The 1,331-nt window shown below is 54.3% G+C and carries 1 protein-coding gene; it reads right to left on the bottom strand.

Annotated elements, in window-relative coordinates:
- Window positions 1-37 precede the first annotated feature (37 nt).
- Window positions 38-1,239, bottom strand: a protein-coding gene (locus AC2FAP_RS24360; protein WP_172687049.1) for an IS3 family transposase whose coding sequence is annotated in 2 segments (ribosomal slippage) — window positions 38-918 and window positions 918-1,239 — 1,203 coding nt in all. Because the reading frame shifts where the segments join, the coding sequence is not laid out codon by codon here.
- Between the last annotated feature and the right edge of the window lie 92 nt (window positions 1,240-1,331).

The following is a 1,331-nucleotide window of genomic DNA, read 5'->3' as shown; positions in this document are numbered from 1 at the left end:
TGATCTTGACCCGCCATCTCCGGACAGCTTTTGTATCTTAAGTTAACGATGCCCGCTGCCGCCGGTATTCCCTCGGATATCCCAGCGCGCTGTGCGGGTGGTTTTCATTGTAATGCGTGAACGCTGCTGCAAGGTTTCGCAGGGCTGTTCTCACATCCGGTTTGGGCATGAACGCGATATAGTCTTCCTTCATCGTTTTCACGAACCGTTCGGCCATGCCATTACTCTGCGGGCTGCTCACCGCTGTTGTGCAGGGCTCCAGATTCAGTTCTATCGCGAACTTCCGCGTTTCATGCGCGGTATACGCTGAACCGTTATCCGTCAGCCACTGCACCGGTGTGTCGGGCAACCTGTCGCCGAAGCGTTTTTCCACCGATCTCAGCATCACATCCTGCACGGTCGAACTGTCATAGCCTCCCGTGCTTGCTACCCAGTCTATGGCCTCGCGGTCGCAGCAGTCAAGCGCGAACGTTACACGCAGTTTTCCGCCGTTGTCACAGTCGAACTCGAAGCCATCTGAACACCAGCGCATATTGCTGTCTGCAACTGCGATTTTACCCTTATGTTCACGCTTCGGGCGCTCTGGTTTGTCATGCAACAACAACAGGTTATGCTGGCTCATTATCCTGTAAAGACGTTTGGCATTCACAGGTGGATGTCCCTCTGAGCGACGTTGCTTGGGCAGGATGCCCCACACGCGTCGATAACCATAACTCGGCATATCGCTGATAATGTTGAGGATAGCCGACAGTATTTCAGCGTCAGCTTCGTTATTACGCCGGTTACCGCGCCTGTCCAGCCAGTCGGCAGAACGGTTCATCCGCAGTGACAGCTGCGCACGCGACACGCCCATGGTGCGGCTGACCAGGGCTATTCCCCGTCCTTTTGCAGCAAGGGCGCGTGCGCTATCCATTTTCGCGACTGACCGTACTCCACTGCTTCTTTCAGGATCTCAACTTCCATTGTCTTCTTGCCCAGAAGGCGCTGGAGTTCCCGAACATGTTTCAGTGCTGCTGCAAGCTCAGAGGCAGGAACGACTTCCTCCCCGGCCGCAACGCCAGTGAGGCTGCCTTCCTGGTATTGTTTCTTCCACTTGAACAGCAGGCTGGGCTGGATACCATGCAGACGAGCGACGTGGGAGACATTCATTCCTGGCTCCATCGTCTGCTGGATAAAAGCGATTTTCTCCTGAGGAGTCTTACGTTTGCGGGCTTCTTGCCCTAACAGGATCCCGGTCATCTCAAAATTGGCGTTAGTGTTAGACATATATTCAAGCCTATCTCTTATCTGGAGATACAGCTACTGTCTGGTGTTTCAGGGGGCTACATCAG

Source organism: Enterobacter cloacae complex sp. 394I7 (assembly GCF_057320345.1).
This window is presented reverse-complemented; position numbering and strand designations above follow the sequence as displayed.